At 31.2% G+C, this 23,238-nt stretch carries 20 protein-coding genes; 1 reads left to right on the top strand and 19 read right to left on the bottom strand.

Features of this window, described 5'->3' with window-relative positions; all coding sequences use genetic code 11:
* Positions 1–42: 42 nt before the first annotated feature.
* From KYI10_12095 to KYI10_12050, 10 genes are all read right to left on the bottom strand, one after another.
* On the bottom strand, positions 43–2,973 hold the full coding sequence (locus tag KYI10_12095) for a pLS20_p028 family conjugation system transmembrane protein (protein QYA34170.1): 2,931 nt from the start codon (positions 2,971–2,973) through the stop codon (positions 43–45).
* A 9-nt stretch (positions 2,974–2,982) separates the two neighbouring features.
* Positions 2,983–5,913, bottom strand: a complete 2,931-nt coding sequence (locus KYI10_12090) for a VirD4-like conjugal transfer protein, CD1115 family (GenBank protein ID QYA34169.2) — start codon at positions 5,911–5,913, stop codon at positions 2,983–2,985.
* Positions 5,914–5,938: 25 nt separating this feature from the next.
* On the bottom strand, positions 5,939–6,484 hold the full coding sequence (locus KYI10_12085) for a hypothetical protein (GenBank protein QYA34168.1): 546 nt from the start codon (positions 6,482–6,484) through the stop codon (positions 5,939–5,941).
* On the bottom strand, positions 6,485–7,420 hold the full coding sequence (locus tag KYI10_12080) for a hypothetical protein (protein QYA34167.1): 936 nt from the start codon (positions 7,418–7,420) through the stop codon (positions 6,485–6,487). It abuts the gene before it with no gap.
* A gap of 23 nt (positions 7,421–7,443) precedes the next feature.
* Positions 7,444–9,903 carry a hypothetical protein gene (locus tag KYI10_12075; protein ID QYA34166.1) on the bottom strand — a complete coding sequence of 820 codons (2,460 nt, stop codon included), beginning with the start codon at positions 9,901–9,903 and terminating at the stop codon, positions 7,444–7,446.
* 52 nt (positions 9,904–9,955) lie between these two features.
* Positions 9,956–10,273, bottom strand: a complete 318-nt coding sequence (locus KYI10_12070; protein QYA34165.1) for a TrbC/VirB2 family protein — start codon at positions 10,271–10,273, stop codon at positions 9,956–9,958.
* A gap of 12 nt (positions 10,274–10,285) precedes the next feature.
* Positions 10,286–10,549, bottom strand: a complete 264-nt coding sequence (locus KYI10_12065; protein ID QYA34164.1) for a hypothetical protein — start codon at positions 10,547–10,549, stop codon at positions 10,286–10,288.
* A 71-nt stretch (positions 10,550–10,620) separates the two neighbouring features.
* Complete coding sequence (locus KYI10_12060; GenBank protein QYA34163.1) at positions 10,621–13,986, bottom strand: isopeptide-forming domain-containing fimbrial protein; 3,366 nt, start codon at positions 13,984–13,986, stop codon at positions 10,621–10,623.
* A 189-nt stretch (positions 13,987–14,175) separates the two neighbouring features.
* Positions 14,176–15,366 carry an XRE family transcriptional regulator gene (locus tag KYI10_12055; GenBank protein ID QYA34162.1) on the bottom strand — a complete coding sequence of 397 codons (1,191 nt, stop codon included), beginning with the start codon at positions 15,364–15,366 and terminating at the stop codon, positions 14,176–14,178.
* 30 nt (positions 15,367–15,396) lie between these two features.
* Positions 15,397–16,146, bottom strand: coding sequence for a hypothetical protein (locus tag KYI10_12050; GenBank protein ID QYA34161.1), 750 nt, complete (start codon positions 16,144–16,146; stop codon positions 15,397–15,399).
* 170 nt (positions 16,147–16,316) lie between these two features.
* Here KYI10_12050 and KYI10_12045 point away from each other — a divergent pair, with 170 nt between their 5' ends.
* Positions 16,317–16,904 (top strand): DUF6037 family protein, encoded by a 588-nt coding sequence (locus KYI10_12045; protein ID QYA34160.1) that lies wholly within the window; start codon positions 16,317–16,319, stop codon positions 16,902–16,904.
* Here the strand turns inward: KYI10_12045 and KYI10_12040 are convergent.
* The 9 genes from KYI10_12040 to KYI10_12005 form a co-directional block, all read right to left on the bottom strand.
* Positions 16,867–17,244, bottom strand: a complete 378-nt coding sequence (locus KYI10_12040) for a hypothetical protein (protein ID QYA34159.2) — start codon at positions 17,242–17,244, stop codon at positions 16,867–16,869. The two genes, KYI10_12045 and KYI10_12040, sit on opposite strands and share 38 nt — an antisense overlap.
* A gap of 169 nt (positions 17,245–17,413) precedes the next feature.
* Positions 17,414–17,719: a hypothetical protein gene (locus tag KYI10_12035; protein ID QYA34158.1), complete on the bottom strand. Its 306-nt coding sequence runs from the start codon at positions 17,717–17,719 to the stop codon at positions 17,414–17,416.
* Between the two features lie 56 nt (positions 17,720–17,775).
* The gene (locus tag KYI10_12030) at positions 17,776–18,684 is read right to left on the bottom strand and encodes a hypothetical protein (protein ID QYA34157.1); all 909 of its coding nucleotides are present in this window, start codon (positions 18,682–18,684) and stop codon (positions 17,776–17,778) included.
* 25 nt (positions 18,685–18,709) lie between these two features.
* Positions 18,710–18,967, bottom strand: a complete 258-nt coding sequence (locus KYI10_12025) for a hypothetical protein (protein QYA34156.1) — start codon at positions 18,965–18,967, stop codon at positions 18,710–18,712.
* Positions 18,968–19,009: 42 nt separating this feature from the next.
* The gene (locus KYI10_12810; protein XBW67599.1) at positions 19,010–19,162 is read right to left on the bottom strand and encodes a hypothetical protein; all 153 of its coding nucleotides are present in this window, start codon (positions 19,160–19,162) and stop codon (positions 19,010–19,012) included.
* On the bottom strand, positions 19,159–19,623 hold the full coding sequence (locus tag KYI10_12020) for a hypothetical protein (protein ID QYA34155.1): 465 nt from the start codon (positions 19,621–19,623) through the stop codon (positions 19,159–19,161). The genes KYI10_12810 and KYI10_12020 overlap by 4 nt, the downstream gene beginning before the upstream one ends.
* Positions 19,624–20,066: 443 nt before the next feature.
* Positions 20,067–20,402 carry a hypothetical protein gene (locus KYI10_12015; GenBank protein ID QYA34154.1) on the bottom strand — a complete coding sequence of 112 codons (336 nt, stop codon included), beginning with the start codon at positions 20,400–20,402 and terminating at the stop codon, positions 20,067–20,069.
* Between the two features lie 565 nt (positions 20,403–20,967).
* Positions 20,968–21,444 (bottom strand): hypothetical protein, encoded by a 477-nt coding sequence (locus KYI10_12010; GenBank protein ID QYA34153.1) that lies wholly within the window; start codon positions 21,442–21,444, stop codon positions 20,968–20,970.
* Between the two features lie 303 nt (positions 21,445–21,747).
* Positions 21,748–23,238: a primase C-terminal domain-containing protein gene (locus KYI10_12005; GenBank protein ID QYA34152.1), complete on the bottom strand. Its 1,491-nt coding sequence runs from the start codon at positions 23,236–23,238 to the stop codon at positions 21,748–21,750.

Here is a 23,238-nt window from a genome sequence, read left to right as displayed (position 1 = left end):
CAAATTTTACAATAGCATAAAGTATAATATATGCTTTATGTTTTATTCTTTATCTATTCCTTTAAATAAAGTGTTTGTATCCTGTTTTTGAACAGTGACTTTTTCAAGTTGTTGATTTACATGTTGAAATGCTGTTCTCTGCTCTTGTGTGAATGTACCTGTATTTTGTTGTATCACTTTTTCAAATACTGCTCTTTCCTGGTTAGTCACTTTTAATGGTGATGATATTACTTTCTCCATGATTTGTCTTTCTTCAGTATTCATATTTGATCCCTGCGATCGAACGAATGACTGCATAATTGGTTTTACATCAGAAGATACTGTACTTCCCAACTGCTGATTTACTTGCTGAAACGCTGTACGTTGTTCTTGATTCATATTACCTGTATTTTGACTGACAACTCTTTCAAATACTTGTTTGTCTTGACTTGTCGCTTGTGATGGATTAGAGATTACTCTTTCCATTACCTGTCTATCACCATTACTCATACTCAATCCTTGATTCTGTATAAATGATTGTATTGCAGGTTTAACATCTGGTGCAATCGTACCATTCATCTGTTGGTGTACGTTTTGGAAGGCTGTTCTTTGTTCTTGATTCATACTACCAGTGTTTTGACTGATAATTCTTTCAAATGCCTGTCTATCTTGACTTGTTGCTTGTGTTGGGCTAGAAATCACTCTTTCCATTACCTGTCTGTCACCCTTACTCATACTCGACCCTTGATTCTGTACATATGATTGTATTGCAGGTCTTAAATCTGGTGCAATCGTACCATTCATCTGTTGCTGTATGTTCTGGAAGGCTGTCTTCTGTTCCTGGTTTAAGTTGCTCATATTTTGACTGATAACTCTCTCAAACGCTTGTCTATCTTGACTTGTTACTTCTGATGGATTAGATAACACCCTTTCCATCACTTGTCTGTCGTTTGTGCTTAATTGATTATCATTTGATAGAACATTTTCTATTGCTGTTCTATCTGATGCAGTTACACCATTATTTCCTGTCTGTAACAACCTTTCTATAGCTAATCTATCTTCTGCTTTTAGATTACTGTTACCATTAGATAGAACACGTTCTATAGCTAACCTATCTTCTGCTGATACATTAGAAGGATCACGTATTAATCTTTCAAGTGCTGTTTTATCTTCTGAATTTATATTATTTCCAGATTCAGTGAGATATCGCTGTACTGCTGTTTGGTCTTCTAGTTGTCCTGCATTAGATGTATGTGTTAAAACATTTCTTAGGATGTCTCTGTCATTTTCACTTAATGATCCCGAATTAGATAATCTTTCAACTACATTTCTTTCTTCATCTGATAACCCTGAATCTCCACGTATTACTTTTTCTAATACATTTCTTTCTCCTGTTGTTAATAAGCCTGAATTGTTATCGACAACTTCACTTACAGCTTTTTGCATAGCTGAAGGTATAGCTTGTGATGTAGAAGTAGAATCTGCATAAGCTTGGGCATTTGCCTTACCTTCTGCAAACGATTCAGTAAGTCCATTATCTGAAATGCCTGACTTAACAGCTTCTGCTGTACCTGTAATGCCATCTTTCATTTTTCTCATTGCTTCATTCGATTTATTAGATACATATCCACCTACACCTGCTGAAGATAATTCGCCAGCTTCACGTGTCATACCTTTGATTGCATCTGCTGTTTTACCACCAAATCGCTCAGCTAGTCCCTTATGATTTGGATCTGCTTGTTTTTCACGTAGATTATTCACTCCATCTTTTGCTGAAGATACACCTTTACCTAACATCTTACCAGCACCAATCATGGCTCCACCAGCTGCTAAACTTCCCATCAGCGCTTTATATCCATCTTGAACACCAACGTCTATTCCTAGTAGCCTTTTGGCTGTTTCTGGACCATCTATAACAAATTTTCCTAGTGCGATCATGGCAACTGATATAATCCAAGGATTCCATCCTAAAGTCGTTATATACTGCATCGCAAGTAGATATAATTTCATAACAAACGCTAGAATTCCGATAGCTGCATAATTCATAACAAAGTCGTTCATAAATGTTTTCATCTTTTGACCTGTTGTAATATCTGTAGCTGCTATCCATGGTGCAATTAATTTTTGGAATGCAATCTCCATCATAAGTAACATCGTCTTGAACATCGCGAATATTAACACGAATCCTAACACTCCAAACTGAATGAACATCGTAAAGAAGTTGGCATTATATCGGTAATACCATTTATTCAGGAATCCCACCTGTCCGATAAATTTAAATTCTGCTGGTTCAATTTTTTCAAAAGATATATTACCATCTTCCGAATCAATTAATTTATGACCAAATACTTTTTTTTCTTTACTATCTAAATTATAATCTCTGTCTCCGGCCTCTTTTATTCCATCTTTATTTGAAGGATTTACTAATCCCGAAAAGTCTTTATATTTAATATTGGAGCTCGAAATATCATTATTGATATATGTCTTTTTATCCAGCTCCCAATCCATTTCACGACTTAGATACAGCAGGTCTACTGTGTTCATCGCAACAATCTGTGTCGCAAAGGTCTCTGATTTTAAGGTTTCACCACTCCCTGCATCCTTTCCAGCCTGTACAAGTTCTGTTGAGATATTGTTTAACTCCGTTGTCAGATAAGGTATCCCTAATATCAGACCAAAAGCAAGAAGCACATTCATGAATACATCTCCCTTCTTGATGCCACGACCAGACATAATAAGATAACCTATCCATATTAGAGACATTGTAAATAATGCTATCGCAATTGGCATCACAACATCATTCACTCCATTCATGGCCTCACTTTCAAAGAAACCATTGAAGGTCAACATTTTATCTAATCCTTTTTCTAGTATTGCTATAGTCGCATGACAAAATAGCACCATCCCCCATAATACTTTGAATAAAATCATCCATACCCAGTCCTGCTGTACGAATAATTCTTTATAGGTTTCTAATATTTCTTCATAGCCCACTCTTTCACCCTACTTTCCATTATTCATTAATCGTCCTTTCGCTATAGCTTTCTCCAATTTTTCAAGCTCAGAATATGCCTCATTCTTCTTTAATTCATTAAATGTAGCTTCAAACGATTTTTTATCCATTTCTATCAATTCTTTAAATACAGTGTTTGGTAATATTTTTTCGAGTTGTTCTGTTACTATATTCACTAAATTTTCATTAAAGTATTTATCTGAAATAAATTTAGACGGTTCTGCTGTTTCTATCGTTGAATGTTGACTTAAAGGATCTCTTACTTCCGTCCTACCATCTTTGATTTCTCTTAACTTTTGAGTAATTCGTCTTGCAGGTGTTTCAATTTCTTCTGCACTCCATCCTTTATTCTGTAAGATACGCTGAATCGTACTTGAAATAACATCTTCCGATTGTACTTCAAGTAATGCGTGGTAGAGTTCATAATCATTAGTGATTTCCTTACAAATTCGCATCAGTTCTTCTTTATTTTCTTTATCGAAGTATTCAAGACTTGCGATATATCCTTTTGATATCACTGTGACTTGTTCAGGTCGTTCCTTCCAGTTAATTCTATAGTCGGATAGCTTTAACTTTCTATGAAGCGAAGGTATATCAAAGTCTGCAAATTGATTTGCTGGCTCAAAATCATTTGCTAGATAACGGAATCTGAATGGTGTCTGTGTTTCATTGTGATTATAAATAGGTTCTGGTCGCATCGCTTTCTTCTTATTATCCAGTGATTTCAAGAACCTTAATATTACCTGTTCTCCTTGAACAAATTTCGGCAGTAAATCTGCTTCGATAATCGGAACCTGCTCTATACTATCTGTTTCACTGATTTCAGTATTAAACATTGATCCATTTCTATTTCTAGTCGTGGATGTCACTGTCTTCATGCCACACTTAGCAGCTATTTCATCGTTTGTTTCCTTATTTGTTGATTTAATGTAGATATGAACCTGGCAGTTATCTTTTATTGTGTCAGCATCCTCTTTACCATATTTCGCAGGTAGCTGAGTATAGCCTTGAACATAAAGTTCAAATAGTATATTTCGCCCTAAACAAACGGTCATAATATTTGCCATATCATGAATTGGTGGGAAATTACCGAATTCATCTAATCTGAATTTAACTCTCTGATGACATTTACCTCCACTTTCTGAAGCTCTTCTCGCAAGCATTGTATACAGTTGAGATATAAAGATACTCGCTACAACATGAATCGAGCTGTCATAGTCAGGTACAACCATAAATACTGCGATTGGTTTTTCGCTATAGAAACATGTCGTTTCTAGTATTCCTGTATTTTCTTTCACTGATTTCAAGTATGCAGTTTTTGGATAAATTCTGTCACCTGTATATTCATCAATTTCAACCTTTACAAATCCAGGTGCTTCACGATAAAAGATATATTCAAATACATCTCCTAAGATTTCTATTCTAATAATCTCTCCTGATTTCATGGTACGTTTAAAGTTATTTTCCATATATCCAAGTGAATCTACTTTAAAGTTTGCTCTTAATTCATCTTTTTCTCTGTAACCGTAGATCACTACGCCACGTTCATACATGTATTTCAAATCAAATTTAACTCTCAGTCGTTTATTAAACCCAACTCTTGTAAAGTCAACAGAGTTTGCCGAACCCATTTTAGAAAGTTTTTCTGATGTAAATATCTGTAGTGTCGTAGATGCTACTGTCAGAATACTTGATCTTGTATTTCCTCCTGCAAAGGCACTTGTCGCATATTGTTTCTTCGCAATGGAGCCATCAGGTAGTGACATAATATATTCATCTAATCTGTTTATAGATTCACCATCTTCATTCAGATAGTTCTCTGTTTCTGGCCCTAAAGTATTTAATAAATCAACAACATTACGCATCGTAATACGTTCAGGTTTTCCTTCTTCTAATGCTCTGTGAATAACAGTAAAGATTAAAGCATTAACTAATGATGCAGCTGCATTGTCCCAGAATGGATCTGAACCTTTCCCTGGAAAGAGTGTCTTTGTCAAAGATACGCAATACTGTTCTGCCTGTGCAAAGTCTCCTTTGATATATTCCTGTTTGATAATCTCTAGCATGTTATAGCTCATTCCATCATCTGCGTTAACAAGGTTTAATACTTCTACGTCATACCCTCGCTTTCTTAATGTTTCATAGCTCCCTGCATATAGTTCACCTTTTGGATCTGCAAATACTAAAGATGGTTTATTCTTTGCTCTCGTATCAATATCTGTCGCTGGAAAAACCAATGATTCACCTTTACCAGATCGTGATGTACCGATAACAGCAACATTAATTGTATCTGTATCAATTAAGAACTTGCCGTTATAAAAGAATTTATTAAAGCCACGCATCTTTAATAATGCTGGCAGATCATTAATATGCGTCATGGGTACACCAGGATCACCATCATATTCCAATGTTTGCTGAGGTACTGATTTATATTGCCTTTTTAATTCCCTAACTGTCGCAAATCTTGAAGTGCCTTTCTGACCATAATTCATTTTTCGATATTTCTTATAAAAACCAAATATTTTATTCTGAAAGAGATAGGAAAAGATAATAAATAAAATAGCCCAATACAACAGATGTTGTGTTTGGCTTGTTATCAATAACTTAAACTTTTCTAAAGAATTGACGTGATCTGTAAAAAATTGAGTGTTGTAACTGATAATCATGTCGATTTTCTGCCAGATATCTACATCCTTATTTTTAGGTATTAATCTGACAAAGTTTTCTTTAATACCTGAAAAATAATTAACGATTAGATTAGATATTACTGCTGTAACAAAAAAGACTGTGATTGAAAATGTATACATAATCTTTCTGTCAGCAACTAGCTCCTTAATTTTAAAGGGTTTTCTTTCAGATTTTATAATCTGCTTTTCTATTGGTTTCTGTTTATTTGTTGCAATTAATATATTATCTAACATCTTGTCACCTAGTTTCTTATAATACTTAGAAAGGTAAATCTTCATCTAGTTCTTTATCACTGATATCACTATAAGTAAAATTGTGTTGATATACTTCATAGTCAAGTTCATCTTCTTCATTAACATTTACATTATTTTCTTCTGATTTTTTACTTTCTTCTTTTGCTTCTCTTTTTTTCTGTCTTTCCATCTTTAGATACAGCATACGTTCTTCTGCATCTTCTGATTTTTCCTGTGGTACAATGCTCGTTGCAATAAAATATGGGTGTGGATACGATGGATTGCTATTATCTCTTGATTTAAAACTGTCAATCGAATACTCAATCAATATCTTCTGTCCTTCAACTAAATATTTAGAAGCATATTCTGCAACATGACCATATAGGTGGAATGGTAAAGTTGTGTAGTATGACCTGTATTCTACTTCTTTTGTTTCCTTATTTACAAACCTTCGTTTATCCATAACATTTAAGTAAATTTTTGCTGTAGACACACCTTTATCATTTTCTTTTAATTTTATGGAATTCAAGATAAATCCTAATATATGCTTGCCTCTTAACATATTAACCATTTAAAACCCTCCTTTATCTAAAGCTCTATTTATTTCTTCTAAATATTTTTCAACTACCTGCATATCTTCGATATTATCCATAACTTCAATAAACAAAGATTTTAATGGGTTATGCGATGGCTTTTGGTTAAAATATTTAAATAGGTTGAAAGTTTCTTCATTTTTGGTTGTTAATGATTTAATACTACTGATGAATGCTTCATAGCTTTTCTTTTGGATAAGTGAATCATATGTGATGATTGTTATAAGTGATAGGAGTTCAGCATCATAATCTCCCGTAGCTTTTCTGATAAATGCTTTTGAAAAAGATTTTACTTGTTCTTTATATTCATCTGTATTAATTTCCTCTTTAGATACTGAATCATATAGCTCGTGAAGTGATTGATCTAAAGAAGTTTTTAAATCCTGCTGTTCTAATGTATCTTCATTATCCTTATCAGGCTCACTTACTTCATCTATATCATTTACTAAGTTAGTTTCGGTTTTAGGTGCATCTACCTCTTGTTCTATTTCATCTTCTACATTTACATTAGATTCATCATTAATAGATTGATTTGTAACTACCTTATTTTCAGGTGATTTTTGAATATTTTGGTCTAACCTTATACCTTCACTTTTAAAAATATTATTGATATCTGTCTTAATTTCAATAATTGGTATTCTATTGTATAAATTGAATTCAATTTCACAATTTCCTTCATCATTTCGTACAATTGAAACATCAATCACAACATTTAATGTATAATCACATAATTTAATGAGTGATTTCAATTTATCTAATCTGTCTTTATCGTCAACCGATTTTTTCCACTCAAATGTATAATCTCTGTTAGTCTCACCAACTGATCCAACTAGTAACAATATTGATTCTTCATTCTCTAAACTTGTAACACTTTGTATCTCTTTAACATTTACTGGTATCTGAATAATCGTCATGATAGGTTCTCCTTTTACTATAATTATGATTCAATCTCTTTTTTTATTTTTTCATCTTTAATATCTTTAAGAATTGCTTTTGTACTTTCTTTATCTTCCTTATCAATAAATAGTTTTGCCATTTTCTCTAAGTCATCCTGGCTGATTTCTGATTTCTCTTCATAACTCATGGTCTGATATGTCTTGATAAGATCTTCAGTATTTCCGTTAGCCAGATAAACTCTTATTAAATATTCTTTATCATTTGTCTGTTTTGCTAATTCAACTGCATCAATAAAATCTTTTTCAGCTAAGGCTTTATCTTTTAGCTCATCTTTTTTATTAGGTTTAACTTTATATGCTTCTATAAAATCATGGTTATTTACAAGCATTTTATATTCTTTGTCATCAGAATCTTTAATAACTTTTTCTTGGTTATTTTTATTGTTTTTATCTCTGTCAAAATACCCATTATTTTCAGCTACAACATAACCTGTGCCCCCAATTAATGAAACAATAAGTGCACTTGTCAATAATTTGCCTAATTTATTATCTGTCTGCTTTGATGCAGGTTCTACTACATTAAATGCCTCTTCCTTCTCTTTGTTTGGTATAATCTGAGTAAGATAATTAGATTTAATTAATTTATTCATCTGTTCGTCTTCTTTTTTGTAAAGTTCCATCTCAGTCTGACGTAGTTCAAGTTCTTGTTGCTTTAATCTGTTCGCATCTTCTTCAGCCGCAATCTTCCTTAAATGATTTTCTTCTTGTTTTAGCTGTAGTTCATGTTTTCGAGCGAGTGCCTCCTGCTTAGCTATTTCAAGATCATTTGCAGATTTAATTGATTCATCTTTTATGGCATTTGCTTTTGAAATTTCTGCTTCAGCTTGTTTCATATCTAAATTAATACGTTCTTCTTCAAGTTTTAATACCTTTCTTTCATTGTCATTCTTTTCTTTTTGAAGTTTCAATTCATCACTCTTATTCTTATTTTGAATGATTTCTACACGTAGTAATGAAAGATTTTTAAATGTTTCAGAATCATATTTAATTAAGTTATAGTTTAATTCTTTTTCTAATGACGCTTTAAGCTTTAAGATTTCATTCTCTAATAACTTTATCTGTTGTTCTTTAAATACATCTACTTTTTCGTTAAGTTCGTTATCCAGGTCTTTCTTGCCACGCTCTTTTAACTTTTCGTTATCATCGTTTAGTTCTTTACGTTTTTCAGCTAAGCGTAGCTCTCTTTTTTCTTTCAGCATTTCTTTCTTAGTCTGATGTTGTTTTTTAAAGTCATCCATATCTTTTTGTAATATTAGATTATCTTCTTCTTCGAGCTTTTTATTTAGGCTGTCAATAACGTCTTTATTTAGGGGGGCTTGTTCATTAATCAGATTATCAATGTATTCTTTGTAATCTGGTTTATTTTCTTTATAGTATTCCTCTATTTTGTCCTGGATATCTTTTAAGCCATTATAGTAACTCTCTTTTAATGAATTTATTAAAGCATTGGATTGATTTTTCAAATACTTCTGTTTTTCTTCTTCTCTTTTATTTAAGAATATAATTTCTTCTCTTTCAATTTCACTCATATTTTGTAGATCAGGCTTCTCAATATGAAGCTGTGGCACGTCTATATTAAATTTTTCATCAGATACCTCATTTTTTAATACATCTTGAAACTTATCTGGTATCTCATTAATATTTGATTCAATGATTTTTTCTTCATCTACTGGCTTTGAAGTATATATTTCAATCGTATTGTCTGAATTTATCTCATTCTCAGTTTCATTTACAGAAGCATTCAAATGAGTAAGTTTATTATCATAGCTTTCTTTTTCTAAATCTTTTGTTTCGTATAATTTATCATCATTCACTGCATTTCCAATAATTTCTGCATCTTTTTGCTTTAGCTGAGAATCAGATAAATTTACAATTTCATCTTCTTTATGTAACTCATCAGATTTAGCAGAAGCAATCATGTCAGCTTTTAATTCTTCTAGCTGATCCTGTTCTTCTTCATTAAATTCTATATTCTTTTCAGTTTGTTTCTTTTTAAATGGGCTTACCTTGCTGAATATACTAACTTTTTTTAGCTTTCCATTTTTTACACTTTCATTAGTAGCTACATCATAATCCTCTGATTCCTGTAGTGCCCCAAAAAATTGCTTTTTATAATCTTCAGACACACCTTTTTCTTCTGCATTTCTATCTTTTAAGGCTTCATACTCTATGATTGATTTGATTGATTCTGGAGTATTTTTAGTAATTGCATAATTATTTAACATGAAATGTACAATGTTAGGTGCATCATAATCAACTATCTCTATATCAAATGTGTATACTTTATTATTCTTATCAGCAGATTCTTTTAATAGCTTCAGTTTTTCATTAAATTCACTGAAATAATAAGTCTTCTTTGAAGTCAGATTAATAACCTTATTTATATCTTTATCCTTTGGTAAATTTGAAACTTTTACTTTAAATATTTTTAAATTCGACATATTGTATTCTCCTTTTGAAAAGTAATAAAAGAGAGGAAATCCTCTCTTTTCATTAGAATGTTACATTAGTTGTGATCCAGTCTATAATTGATGTAGCAGCTACGATTAAAACGACACCAATCGCAGTGTTTAACAGATATTGCTTTCCTTGTTGACTACCGTTAGCACCACCCCAGATAAACTGGTAACCTGCCATTGCAACACCAATTGCCCCTAATGCAATACCGATTAATTTCAATGCATTTGATAGCTTTTTTAATCCTCCGATAATATTTTGTACAGCATCGTTATACATAAATAAATGACTAAAATCGAAGTCTCCTAACACTGTTAATAATGTTAGTAAATTCAAATCTAATATTGTATTCATCTTATTACTCCTTTAATTGTTTTTTGTTTGATCATCTTTTTGTTCTAGTACATCTGTTTTTTCCATAGTATATTTATTGCTTTTTTTGTCCGTCGCGATTTTCAATACGAGCTCTAAAGCTTTCTGTGATTGATAATCTTTTTCAATTTCTTTAAAAACTTTACCTTTGTTCAAGAAATCGAGCTGTAATTCATTTGTACAGTCTTGTTTAAACTGATTAAAGTCTAAACCTGCATTTTCTACAATTGTTTTAACCTCTTGTGTACTTAAGTTCAATGTCTTATCTCCTTTCTATAAATTTATATAAAAAAGACCAGTACAAAAGTACTGATCTTGATTATTTCTTATTATTCTTCGCTAAACTTTTTACGACACACGAAGTATCCTACTGCTCCAAATAAGGAGATTGCTGCACCTGCATATAGTAAAAAGTCTAATGACTTACTACCTGTATGAGGTAAGATACTTTGAGTTTTTGGTTTTTCAATCTTTTCTACCGAAGGCGTTTCAGTTGTCGTTGGGACAACTACTGATTCAGGTCTTTCTGTCGTTGGTGCCTCTGTTGTCGGTTCTTCAGATGTTGGTTCTTCTGTTGTTGGTTCTTCTGTTGTCGGTTCTTCTGCTTTAGGTGTAGTTGTAACATCTACTTTGTTTGATTCAATTTCTTCTTCTACAATTTTACCGTCTTTATCAATTCCAACGATTGTTTTAGCAGTATTCGGGATTACAACCTTTCCATCTTCACTTGTATACTTACTTAAATCAGCATCTTTCTTGATGAATGTATCAATTGCTAATGTTAATTTTTGACCGACATACTTACTGCCATCTTTTGCTTTCCATGTGATGATTTCTTTCTCTTCATCAATCGTTAAGATTCCTTCTGCTGTAATGTCCTTGCCATCCTTATCAAGGACTTTTGCTGTTTTTGCTTCTAATACATCTTCCAGGTCATCAATAAGAGTAACTTCTTTAACATTTTTGTCATCAGTAACTGTTGTTTCTACTGAATAACTATATGATTGACCTACTTCTAACGTATCATCGCTTGCTGACTTTTTAACAACTGTCTTAGATGGATCTTTTAATACAGTAACATCTACTTTATCTGATGGTGTCGTTGTTCCATCTACAATTACATTCGCTGTATTTGGGATAATGATATTTCCATCTTTATCTGCGTATTTAGATAAATTTGCATCTTTCTTAACTTGTGCTACAACTTCAAGTAATAACTTTTGACTAGAATATTTTGCTGGTTCTTTTGCTTTCCATGTGATGATTTCTTTCTCTTCATCAATCGTTAATGTGCCTTCAGCTGTAATATCTTTGCCATCTTTATCTAGGACTTTTGCTGACTTAGCCTCTAATACATCTTCTAGGTCATCCTGAATCTCTAATGATTTGATGTCCTTTTTATCTGTAACCGTGGTACTCACGTGATACTTATAATCTGTTGCTTTCTTAACTTCTGTTGCGTCCACTTCTTTGTCATTCGTATCTAATACTGATTTATCAACCACTGTTTTAGTTGGATCTTTCGGTGCAGGTGGTGGTGTAGGAATGAGTAAACCTAAATCGGCATCCATATTATCCTTATCTAATTTGATTGTTTGACTTAATTTTGATTTATCTACTGGTGTATATTCTTTTGGTGGTGTGAAATCTACTGTATAATCACCTGCTGGTAAACCTTTAACAACATATTTACCATCTTTGTCAGTCGTAGTCGTGGCTACAACTTTACCATCTTTGTCTTTAACTTCTACCTTTGCGCCCGGGATACCTTTTTCAGTAGTATCTTGTTTTCCATCTTTATTAATGTCATTCCATACTGAATCACCCAATGTGTATTTAAGTACAGGTTTGACGACAACAGGATTAGATGACTTAACACCTTCTTTAGTTGTTAATTTTGCAACGTTTGGAATTTCAATTTTTCCTTCTTTTGTGTAAGGCGTTAAATCTGCTTTTGTTTTTAATACTGCTGTCACTTGCATTTTTAACTTTTGGCCAGCAAATTCAGAAGGTGTTTTTGCAGTCCATGTAATTAATTCTTTTGCATCATCAACATTAACAGTTCCTTTAGATGTAATATCTGTTCCTTTTTCATCTAAAACCTTAATGGCTTTTGCATCAAGTACATCTTCTAGGTCGTCAGTTAGGACTAACCTATTATTTAATTTACTATCTGTGATTGTGTAATCGACAAAATAGTTAAATGCAGTTCCTTCCTCGACTGTAGGCACTCCACCATTCACTGGTATTTTCGCATCTACCATCTTTTTAACAGTGCTTGCTGTAGGGATATGTGTTTTAGATACAGTATGATTCGTTGGATACTCGGCTTTGTTGATAATTGATTTTGCGACATTATCAACTACATCTCCTTCTTTTAATCCATCAATAGGTTTCGCTTTAAATTCTATTGTATAGTTCTTACCATCCATATTCATCGTGTTTAGAAATTCTGCATCACCATTGAACATCAATGTATGCGTATCTTTTGAATATGTGAATGATGTCGGTGATACACTTACAGCTTTACCAGTGCTATCTAGTAATCGTGCTGAACCTTCAACATAAGTAGTGTTTTTAGGTAGATTATCTACAATCGCAAACTGACTATAACGTTGTAATGCGTCCACACCCAATGTTTGTGTTGGCTGGTTTACTTTGAACGTTAATACCTCACCTGTTTCAAACGTATTCATTGTTTTATTTACCTCATCTGAATCAGTTACAGTTTTATACGGCTTCTTAGGGGCTACGTCAAATAGTGTGGATGAACTAATAGAATTCCATGCACCATAGCGATTTGTCGTACCAACTGCGAAATCTAGTGAATCTCCTTTAACCTGGAATGATACAGTATTTCGTTTAAATGTTTCTCCACCTAACTTATCCGTAAATTCACCAACAGTACCACCATATACTTTCTTTCCATCAACAGTCATAGATTTAACATTGGTATCTGCCGTTAAGTAAGTATCTGATGAAGGATCTTGATTCTTATATCCAACGTATTCACTTGATTCGTTTTTATACAGGCTTGTAACATTAGGATTACCCTCATAATAGTTCAATGAGTTAAATGTGAAATATGCATCATTGTTGAATACAACTTTTGACCCATCTTTTTTAATGAATTCGACATTAACGTCGAAATCTCTAGCATTCAAATAATAATATCCGGAGAACATATTATCTGAAATCATAAATCCCACGTCTTTCATTTCTCCTGCAGATGGATTAGTTTCACCCTTAATATTGGAGAATGTCATCTTCACATCAACAGGCTCACCTTTATATGTTGCCTGTTGTTTATAGAGGACTGTAATGACGGCTTTTTCTGAGGTTGCTTGGTCTAGTCTAATGCTTGTTCCGCCAAACCCATCTTGGAATCGACGGAAAGTATGAGAGTCAAAGTTCTCATTCTTTTCCATATAGTAGTCCGCCGTCTGATATTCGTTATTTGTCGGTTTAGTCACTGATTTTGGCGTTACGCCTGTAACTGTGACTATCGGTTTAATCTCTTTACCAGCATCAGGAATAATTAAAAAGTTATTTTCTACAGCGCGTAATTCTCCATCTTTCACAGTTACTTCAGCTGCATCTACTTGATATGATACTAATAATGGTGCGGCGATAACGCCTGATGCTAGAAGTATCTTTAATGTCTTGTTTTTCTTGCTTATTAATTTTTTGTTCATTTCTATATTCTCCTTTAATTTAAATAATAAAAAGCCATCAAGTAATTTTCGTTACCTGATGGCTATGTCCCTTAAAACAGTTATTCAGTTGGTGCTCTCGGGGAATTCATATTAGCGACTCCTTTCTTATTTATAAATAGAACCCCAATTACAGTTACATTTGTAATTGGGGTTTTATTTTTAATATATCTAATTTTTTATTTTAAAGTTTTTTTCTATAAACATTGATGAATTCTGTTTTTCAGAAAGATATTCTTTAAAGAAATCTTTTTCTATTCCTGTATATTCACTCAGAAAGTCAATTTCAACATGCATTTCTTCTAATACTTTTTCAATATTAATAACATTATTATTAAATAAGAGTTTAAAAATACTCTTAATTTTCATTGGACGATCAATTATCAGTTTATCATCTAAAGGTTCTCTCTTTTTATAACCTTTTTTGTTTATGGACATCCAAAAGTATCTATATTGTTGCTGGCTAATTAAATTAAGTTTATATGCTCTTACAGCAATCATTTGATATGATACAAACCATTTCTCTTTTATCATGATGTATGAATCCGGGTTAGATTTTTTATTTATCTGATCAAAATCTTTTTTAAATTCATCTTCTGGTAACAAGAACATAGAAGCGAATATATTCGCTTCCTCTTCTATTACTCTGTATTCTTTAGTGTCTAATAATTCAAATTCAACATTCTGATGTAATAATAAATGACCCAGTTCATGTGATAAATCAAATGATCTACGCACAGCTATGTTTTTATCATTTCCTAAGATGATAAATGCATGTTTTTTATCTTCTGTCCAAAAACTATATGCATCGGCATCTTCATCTATCTGTTTTTCATAAATAATGATCCCTGATTTTTCTAAATTAAATAATAAGTCTTTACTGCTGTATTCATTTGGCATCAAATAATTTCTTGCAACCTTTGCTACTTCAGCTATGGTGTCATTTCTTGAACCACTTTTTTCTATAATATTCTGTACCTCTGAAGATAATTTTATAAAAAGTGAATCTGGTACTTTAAGAAATCCATAAAGTAAATTCGTCAAATTATTAAGAAAAACTGCTTGCATATGCTGTTTATAAATTATTTTATTATTAATATTATGATTTAATGACCTGAATGCAATATGACTCCTTTTAACATTTAAATCATCGTCAAATATCTTATGGATATCATTTAAGAAAAAATTGGTTTTCACATTAAATATTTGTGATAAATCATAAATATTCTTTATATCCGGCATTAAATTTTTTACTTCATACTGCCATATTGCTTGTTCTGTTACATTTATTTTACCTGCTAATTCTTTTCTACTGTATCCTCTCAACATCCTAATAGTATTGAGATTTTTTCCTATAAACATATTAAAACCTCTTTCATTTAGAGGCTGTCATCATTTATTTTTCGCCTCTACTTCAATATCTAAGCTTATACCATATTCTGTAGCATCCAATTCATAATAACTCTCATCTTTACTAAGGACCTTTATGTGTTCTTCAGTAATCATACTTGGAGAAGCACTTTCAATTTCTCTCAATAACTCGGTCAAATCATCCACTAAAACAGCTTCATCTTTATCAGGAATTGGCAACCATACTTTTATAGCATTCATTCTCATCGTTACTGAATCAATACTATATGTCACAATATATGCTAAACTATTGTCTTTTCTTTCGACAGGAGCATCTATAAACTCTTCATCTTTTAAATTTAATACTAATTGATTACTATCATTATTGACGATGTATAAATCACTTACTGAAGAAGGATTGTCTGATATATAATCTTTTAAATATTGTCTCACTCTATCATTAGTTTTATCGTTTATATCCTTACCTTTAGATACATTTTGTGGATCAAAATATTTTTCATTTTTTACAATAAAACGTTTATCAGAATCCTCTTCCGACGAATTAAATTCTAGATACTTCCAAGAAGGACCTGCGGACTTTTTTTCAAAAATCATTAATTTATTTAATGTTTCTGCAACGGCAGTATCGATATGATTACCTTTCATATATGAGTATGCATCCGAAATAATCATTTCATCCTCTTTTTTTACTCTTTCTAGTATATAGTCTGAGTACCCTTGATTAATTCCTTTTACAATCGCCTTATTTAAATCGTCACTAAATCCTACCATCCAATCACCTCATTTTATGTTTATAAATAATTATACTTTAAATATAAATGATTTTAAACATAAAAAATTAAAGTAAGATTTAAATTTCCCAATAAGCATTTCATTTTATATGTTATATTTATTGTATTGAAAAAGAACTGAGAATAAAATATTTAATTGGTGGTGATTACATGTCTAAATTCTATAATTCAATTAAAAGTCTTTATATTGATATGCGTACTAATAATGTATTTTTTCAAACATTTAGTATCAAGTTTAATAATGTTAATGCAGACTGTATTTTCTCTATACAAGATGAACCTTTTGAACTTATATTCATTAGAAAATCTGATGCACAAGTTATGAAGATAGATATAAAGAAAGGGTTTACACTAGATATTCAAAATAAATTTAGTGAATTTTATAAATTCTTTAATATCAGATATGGCAAGGGTAATTTTAGTCTTATAAGTTTCTTAGACTACTTATCAAGCAAGATACCAAAAAATGTAGACATTCTATCTAATGACGAAAGACGACTTATATATAATAGTATCGAGATAGAAGATAGTAAAAAAATATATTATCTTAGCCTTACTAATTGGGATAAAGTAAATTTAGGTAAAGTAAAAAAAGGTGGTACAAGATCAGCAAAGAATTTAGCAAAGACACAACTGCTCTTTCCTCATATTTATGAAGCTGTTAAGGATAAAGATATTTCTATAAATTATTCATCTAAACCTACGGGTAAGAAGTTTGAACTGAAAGATTTAGATTAAATATCTTACCTTCGATATTAAATTGATTACTTAATTTTTCGAATTGAATATAATGAGGATCTTTTTCTTTCTTTAATGTGTCTGAAAATTGTTGCCAATAGTTTTTTTCATTTTTAATTAAATCTTTAAGTCTATCTTCAGATATTGCCCACAATAATATATTAGAGGTATAATATTCAACCTCTTTTATAATTACACCTGTTTCTTTACCCTTTGACAAATCATGACTAATAATGTCAGTAACCAATGTAGAATCAATTGTTGCTTCTATTCCTTTGTTTATAAAGTAATAATATATTCGTATATAACAATGCCCTTCCTCTATCGTTTCTTTAATCACTTTGAACACCACTTTTCATTCATTTTTAATCTATAAAGATAATATGGAATCATATCCTCACTTAGAAATAGTCACTAAACACAAACAACTTAAACTATATATCTTAGCAAATGTTACAACTTATCAAAATAAATATTTAAACTTTAGATTTAAAAATAATATGCATAATCTACACTTTATCAATATCAATTGATATCTTTGAAAAATCACTTAAAGCGTCAATAAGATTTTTTATTGATTGTTTATTGGATAGTGCCAGCATATGTGCTTTTGTTATATCAATAATACAAATGCCATTTTCAATTTTATCTCTATAATATTTCTCTATATATTCGTTTACTTCAGCTAAAGAATTAGTATGCAACCATATAATCTTATTATCAAATAATAGTAAATATTCTTTAATTATTTCAACATGTTCCCTACCACATGATGTGTAGCTATCACTTTCATGTACAAATACCGGTATCCCCAATGTTATACTCCTTTCTACAATAAAGCACTTAGATTGAATACTTAATCTAAGTGCTTTTATTCAAATATTGGTACCATACTTATAAGCTTATGACTAAGTTCACGATGATTAACCTTGTATATCTGTTCTTCATAATTAAAAAATTCTAAATCATTATGATTAATTGGTATTAGAATCATATCTTCATCATCATATATGTTTACACTTGTTGTTAGTTTATCTTGATAAACATGACCCAAAATTGTATTTTTAACATTCGATTGATATGAATCACTTGCTGTTGCTACTTCTAAAATAGGTTTACTGGAAATAATATTTTGTATATATTCTCTTTTATATCTAAGTACATAAATAAAATAATTAATTTCTAATCCATTTGATACTAATTCATCATACTGTTCATATCTACCTTTAAGTTTCCAGCACTCTGTTATTTTATATCGAGCTATTTCATATTTTTCTTTTAATTCTTTATTATAATCATCAACATTATTCTTTCTATCATCATCCTTTTTAGAAACAAAAATATTATCATATAATGAAGATTTGCTTCTTTCTATAACATTAAATTCTTTGCAGTTAATTCTATTAATAAAGTCATCAAATGGTGAAAAATCTTTGTCATCTGGTACAAATGATATACCCTCTTTTACTTTACGATTAATTAATGTTCCAGCACATAAATATCTTTTATTAGGATAAGGCGTAATAATCTTAAACTTATTTGCTTTTAAATACTCTTTTTGTGTTTTTAAAGAAGTAACTTTAATTTCAAAATCACTAGATCTTGATTTTATATTCAAATCAAATGTTAAATGGTTGATATATAAACGAGGACAAAGTGTAATAACTTTATTAATATCTTCATTGTCTGATATATTTAGTTGTTTCATTCTACGTTCTAAAGATGGATCAAAATAAAATGTAGTATTTTTATCAATGAACTTCGCTTTATTGATATTCATTTACTGCACCTCCCATTTCTATTATTTATATTTTCTTCTTATTTTTAAATCCACTTTTATTCCATAAATAATTCGCATAGTCGCTGCGCTGATACGTATGTCTCTTATACATCTGATCTACAACGATATGTATATCTTTTCTACTTCTACTACAGACCATCACAATTTCAAAACGATTCCAGGTAGTCATACTAACAGCCATTTTTTCAGTAAACATCTTGTTTGACCGTATACTCTGGAATCGTTCTTGCAAATCAATATTTGCAACTCCATTTAGCTTCATACCATATATTCACCTCCTAATAAAAAAAGAGATTTAAAATCATTAATTGATTTTAAATCCCTCTTTTACTGCTTTATCTATAATATTCATTGTTCTTTCTAATTCATATCGACATGTTAAAAGTTTTTCCTGAAGACGATAATTTTTATACAGCAAATAGAACATGATTAATATAAGCACTATAATGATTATCATGCATAACTCAACCTGTAATCATTATTACTTTGAGCATTTAGTATTTTGTCATTTAACATGTCATAAACAATAATTTTATTAGTAAAAAGATTAAACAATAACTCTGAATCAGGTATCTTCGTTAATCCTCTAATAAAACGATACGTATTATCTGTCGCCTTACACTTTGTCCCACAACTCAAATCAATATCATAATCGGTACATATGATATCTCTATCTTTTTGTCTCAAGAAACCACCATTATTTACATGATCAACCATATAAACCTTGATATGCTCCTTTATTTCTTCATTGATACCAGGTATTTCATTCTCTAAAACAGCTATATCATTTAATACAACAATATAACTTGTTGTCACTGAAAAAGTTAATGGCAACTCACTATAATACACTTTATTAAAGTACTTAAATTTGTTCTTTATTTCTTTTAAAATATCCTCTGAAATATCATTATTTTGCAACTACATCATCTCCATACTTTATTTTATTTATATTTTTCTAGCAGATTGATTTGTGAACACTTATAAGTCTCATTATGATAAAAAATTATTTTACTTTGTTAGGTCTGTTCTATAGAATTTATGGCTTTGAATTCTAAACCTTACATATCAACATCGCTACTTTCGATTATCGCAATGACGAGATTTGCTCCCTTTTCAGATCCTGGCAAACTAATATGAGGATGAACGCTTTTTAGATAAACGATAACTGTTACCCTAATGAGTAACTCAATTTATAGACCTTCTTCTACACTAGCATTTTCGCTTTTATGTGGCTGTTTCCAGCTCATCATCCTTAGAAGTTAAAGAATGAACACAGAGTCATGTTATTTAGTTGTCAAAGTACTATATTGTGTCTACATCACTTTAAATGTATTCACAAATCAATCTGCTAGAATTGATTCTTAAGAATTTTTCAATCTATCTTTTCTTACATAGTTCACTTTTCTAATATGTCTGTCACGATTCGGTCTCTTATAAATAATCTGACCTTGTAAATTTCTTACTGTCTTGATCTGACTGAGTAACTCAGCTAGTGGTAACATTCTTACAGTATTATTTAAAAAGTTGTTGTTATCTCTATGTCTTCTAATCACAATCCCATTTCCAACGTTTACATAATCCTCATTACTAAAAGTTCTGAACATATAACCGTTTTCTTCTAATTCTGTAATATCGACAATATGATTAAAGTTATACATCAATCTAAATTTTCTGGTATTAATATTTGCTGTTTTCATAAATAACAACTCCTTTATTATTAATCACTTTGGGAATGATTAATTGACTGTACGGGAATAACGTTGCCTGCTTTGACAACTAAAAAAGAGGACCCACCAACAGCTATTTTCAGCTATCAGCAAGTCCTCTATCCTCTAAATTCATCTTTATCATAAACTAATAACACCTCCCCTCTAATTCTTTTTAACAACGTAAAGAAAGAAGTAAGGTTTATAACTCTATAATTGTAGACAGAACGTCATACAACACAGATTTACTGTATTGAATAAAACACAGTTATAGTTTATTATTGAGATACTGTGCATAACAAATATTATAGCCGCAATCTATAGTATTTGTAGCACAGGGTTTAGAGGGGATAAGCCAATAGCTATTTGCAGTAGCTGTTGGTGATCAGGATAGATAAGTGTTGGAGCACTTATCCGTCCGTCCCCTTTTTTAATTGTCAAAAAACAGGTTTTGTTATATTCGATAATAAGTTACATTTATCTTTAAGTCAACATAATACACCAAAGTTTTTCCACAATTAAAAAATTTATATAAAATTAAATTTATATAACAAACTTATTTTTCCTTTAAGTATACATCCAATGAATCGTCATTAGATTTATCAGTTGTAGAAATAGTTATCTTACATTTCTTCTTCTTCATATTTTCTGGATTATACAAACAATCTTTTTTTACATACCGTAATACTGGATTATTATTATTATCTTTATCTAAAGCCCAATAACCTGCTGTTGGCTCATCATTAACATAACCAGCACCTTGCTCTAACTTATCGAAAGTAACATGGTAATAACCATCTTTTGATTTCTCCTTAGAAACCTTGTATTCACCTTCATCAGTTCTACCTAGATTACCATTCTCTTTAACCTGCAATGTACCATCATCTCTGAAAGTTAAGAGATATTCATTATCTCCACCTTGCGTTGCTTCAAAGGTTTTACCCTTCAATGCAGCATCACCTTCCTGATTAGATCCACATGCAGTTAATATTAATGACAATCCTAATAGACCACCAATAACACTCTTTTTCATAGGCATTTCCTCCATCAGTTATAATACTATTATACCAATAAGCTATATATATGAATAGCATAATATATTATTTTATTCTAAAAAGTTTTTTATGGTAACTATGATACTAAAATATACTGGGAATACAACTGTTTTCTTTACATTAACAAGATTAACATAAATGCTCCCAAAACACAAACGTATGTTCGTACAAACAAATGTTCGTATATAGTCGAAAATATATTTATATATATTTCATAATATATAACTACACAAGTCTATATAAAAATATATTTATGTAAGGGACAACGGACAAAATGTATTTTATTCTAATTTTACACCTAAATCGTTGATTTCATCGTGTTTCAACCCATCACTGGCGATTGTAAAATGTCTGATAATCTGTTCTTTTTCTTGCAGGTTTAAATAAGGCATCACTTTTGTTAAATACATACGATATTGAGCCTTCAGGTTCTTATTCTGTTCGATTAATGTCTGAATATAGTTGTATAGGGATGCTTTTGTTGCAAGTACAACCTTACTTCCTTCTTTGCTTATTAATACTGTTTTAGTTAGCTTCAGGACATCATAATACGTTGATCTTGGTATGTTTAACGCACTTATAACCTCTTTAGGACGCATTACAACCTTACCTTTTTCCGCATTCTCATTGATAAAACGAATCATATCCCCTTCCCACTCATACCAATGAGATCTTTCACGCTCTTCTCTTGGCTTTGCATGGTGTCTGAAGAAGTAATTGTTCTTGTCATTGTCTGTAATTTCGCACCAAGTATACAATAATAGGTCAATAAATTGCTTTTTAGCACCTTTATATTGCCCTGAATAAGCGCTGTTTACTTTCTGTACAACAATATTTTCGTCTAATGGTTCTTCAAGATTACTGTTAAATTTCTGCATCATTAACAGAGCCTCCTCTTTTTCAACTTTTCCAGCATAGAGTTGAAGGCTCATAGTAAATATTGCATTGTCACGTCCGATCTGTCCGTTACTCCCCTTAATGTGGGTACAGTTAATAAGCATGTGGAACCATGGTTCATGAATGCTTCGTAGAGATGCGAAATCATAGACCTTTGCTGTATCTTTAGTCAATTTTCTACTCTCGATATTTAATTTTTCAAACTCCATAGAGAACTCAATAAATTGGTCTAATGAATGAATTGAGTTCGGGCTGTATGACAAAATATTTTCTTCTTTTGGGCATCTGAAGAATCCAAAGTGATTACATGCCATGTCAACTTCTTCAAACACCTGTCTGTAGTGTTCTCTGAGGTTCATGCTGATTCTCTTTGCCATCTTTACTGCTTTATTATCATTCTTTTTAATAAAGATTGGGTTTTTAAGATAATACTGTACCTGGTAACCGTTAGGCGTATCTAAAATGATTGTTGGCTGTAAACCTGCTTCCATCCCTCTGAATACGACATCCGTACGTTTTACCTTGTTTTTATCAATCCCATCAATATCAATTACAAATGCATTTATCTGTTTTAAGTTATCTTCTCTATGACCTATTACCTTATCATCACCAATATATTTCGCTGAACGAAATACATTTGGCGTAATATGAGTAAACGTATTATGATTATCTACTAATGCCTCTACTGAGCCGATGATTAAGCCTTTTGCCCCTTTCAGACCAGACTTTGTATTGATACCAATCACTTTTCCAGGTCTGAAGACAGAAACAGGCTCACTGAATGCGAACTTTGACCCTTTAGGACGCTTTACAGATAGTCCCCCGTTCGTCATCTTCTCAAAGATCTCTAGCATATTCAGTTTTTCTCCATACAT

Source organism: Macrococcus sp. 19Msa1099, from assembly GCA_019357535.2.
Lineage (GTDB): Bacteria > Bacillota > Bacilli > Staphylococcales > Staphylococcaceae > Macrococcoides > Macrococcoides psychrotolerans.
Note: the sequence above shows the minus strand (reverse complement) of the source record. Positions and strands in the feature narration are given on the sequence as shown.

What these genes read in the sequence shown, in the direction of transcription:
- KYI10_12090 (QYA34169.2), bottom strand. Translation starts at nt 5,913, where the DNA reads ATGTTAGATAATATATTAATTGCAACAAATAAACAGAAACCAATAGAA.
- KYI10_12085 (QYA34168.1), bottom strand. Translation starts at nt 6,484, where the DNA reads ATGGTTAATATGTTAAGAGGCAAGCATATATTAGGATTTATCTTGAAT.
- KYI10_12080 (QYA34167.1), bottom strand. Translation starts at nt 7,420, where the DNA reads ATGACGATTATTCAGATACCAGTAAATGTTAAAGAGATACAAAGTGTT.
- KYI10_12075 (QYA34166.1), bottom strand. Translation starts at nt 9,903, where the DNA reads ATGTCGAATTTAAAAATATTTAAAGTAAAAGTTTCAAATTTACCAAAG.
- KYI10_12070 (QYA34165.1), bottom strand. Translation starts at nt 10,273, where the DNA reads ATGAATACAATATTAGATTTGAATTTACTAACATTATTAACAGTGTTA.
- KYI10_12060 (QYA34163.1), bottom strand. Translation starts at nt 13,986, where the DNA reads ATGAACAAAAAATTAATAAGCAAGAAAAACAAGACATTAAAGATACTT.
- KYI10_12055 (QYA34162.1), bottom strand. Translation starts at nt 15,366, where the DNA reads ATGTTTATAGGAAAAAATCTCAATACTATTAGGATGTTGAGAGGATAC.
- KYI10_12050 (QYA34161.1), bottom strand. Translation starts at nt 16,146, where the DNA reads ATGGTAGGATTTAGTGACGATTTAAATAAGGCGATTGTAAAAGGAATT.
- KYI10_12045 (QYA34160.1), top strand. Translation starts at nt 16,317, where the DNA reads ATGTCTAAATTCTATAATTCAATTAAAAGTCTTTATATTGATATGCGT.
- KYI10_12030 (QYA34157.1), bottom strand. Translation starts at nt 18,684, where the DNA reads ATGAATATCAATAAAGCGAAGTTCATTGATAAAAATACTACATTTTAT.
- KYI10_12025 (QYA34156.1), bottom strand. Translation starts at nt 18,967, where the DNA reads ATGAAGCTAAATGGAGTTGCAAATATTGATTTGCAAGAACGATTCCAG.
- KYI10_12810 (XBW67599.1), bottom strand. Translation starts at nt 19,162, where the DNA reads ATGATAATCATTATAGTGCTTATATTAATCATGTTCTATTTGCTGTAT.
- KYI10_12015 (QYA34154.1), bottom strand. Translation starts at nt 20,402, where the DNA reads ATGAAAACAGCAAATATTAATACCAGAAAATTTAGATTGATGTATAAC.
- KYI10_12010 (QYA34153.1), bottom strand. Translation starts at nt 21,444, where the DNA reads ATGAAAAAGAGTGTTATTGGTGGTCTATTAGGATTGTCATTAATATTA.
- KYI10_12005 (QYA34152.1), bottom strand. Translation starts at nt 23,238, where the DNA reads ATGTATGGAGAAAAACTGAATATGCTAGAGATCTTTGAGAAGATGACG.